At 67.5% G+C, this 575-nt stretch carries 2 pseudogenes; both read right to left on the bottom strand.

What is annotated here, in order from left to right:
• Positions 1-225, bottom strand: a pseudogene (locus tag OSB52_RS24695) (LLM class flavin-dependent oxidoreductase); the annotation flags it as partial.
• Between the two features lie 136 nt (positions 226-361).
• Positions 362-575: pseudogene (locus tag OSB52_RS24700) on the bottom strand (wax ester/triacylglycerol synthase domain-containing protein); the annotation flags it as partial.

Consider the following 575-nt stretch of genomic DNA (forward strand, 5'->3'; position numbering starts at 1 on the left):
GTCACCGAAGGCCCCCAACACCGTTGGGGGCCTTCGGCATATCCAGGGCGCCCGGTGACTTCTGGCCAGCGACCCATTGTGGGTGGTACGGCGAACGTCGTGCAGCGGGAAGAACTCGGAGTCGCGACGAACGGGTTGGCCGACGGAATCCCACAATGCACGGATCGTCGCGACGGCTTCCTTCAATCGAGCCACCGGTGTGGACCGTTCCACTCCGTAGGGTTCACAGACGGTCGGCCGTGTCGGTGTTGGCGAACCAACGGCCGACCAGTTCATCGCGCCTCCTCTCAAGTCCTCCCCCACGTGCGCGCGGAGGGCGAAGCGATTCCCGGGGGGACGAACCGATCCACCCGGCCGGAGCTCACACCACGCGACGTAGCACCCCCGCCGCGAGGTCGTCGTCGGCGGCCAGCGCGAGCACCTCACCAAACCCGGCGACGAGGCAGTCGGCGAACAACTCGAGGTCGGTGATGGCGGCGCCGTCGGAGTTCAGGCCCAGGCAGGCGGTGCCGTTGTGGGTGATCATCGTCGCCATCATCGCGCAGCCGGGTAGCGGTCCGAACGGGAACATCCGT

It is taken from the genome of Gordonia aquimaris (assembly GCF_026262595.1).
Taxonomy (GTDB): domain Bacteria; phylum Actinomycetota; class Actinomycetes; order Mycobacteriales; family Mycobacteriaceae; genus Gordonia; species Gordonia tangerina.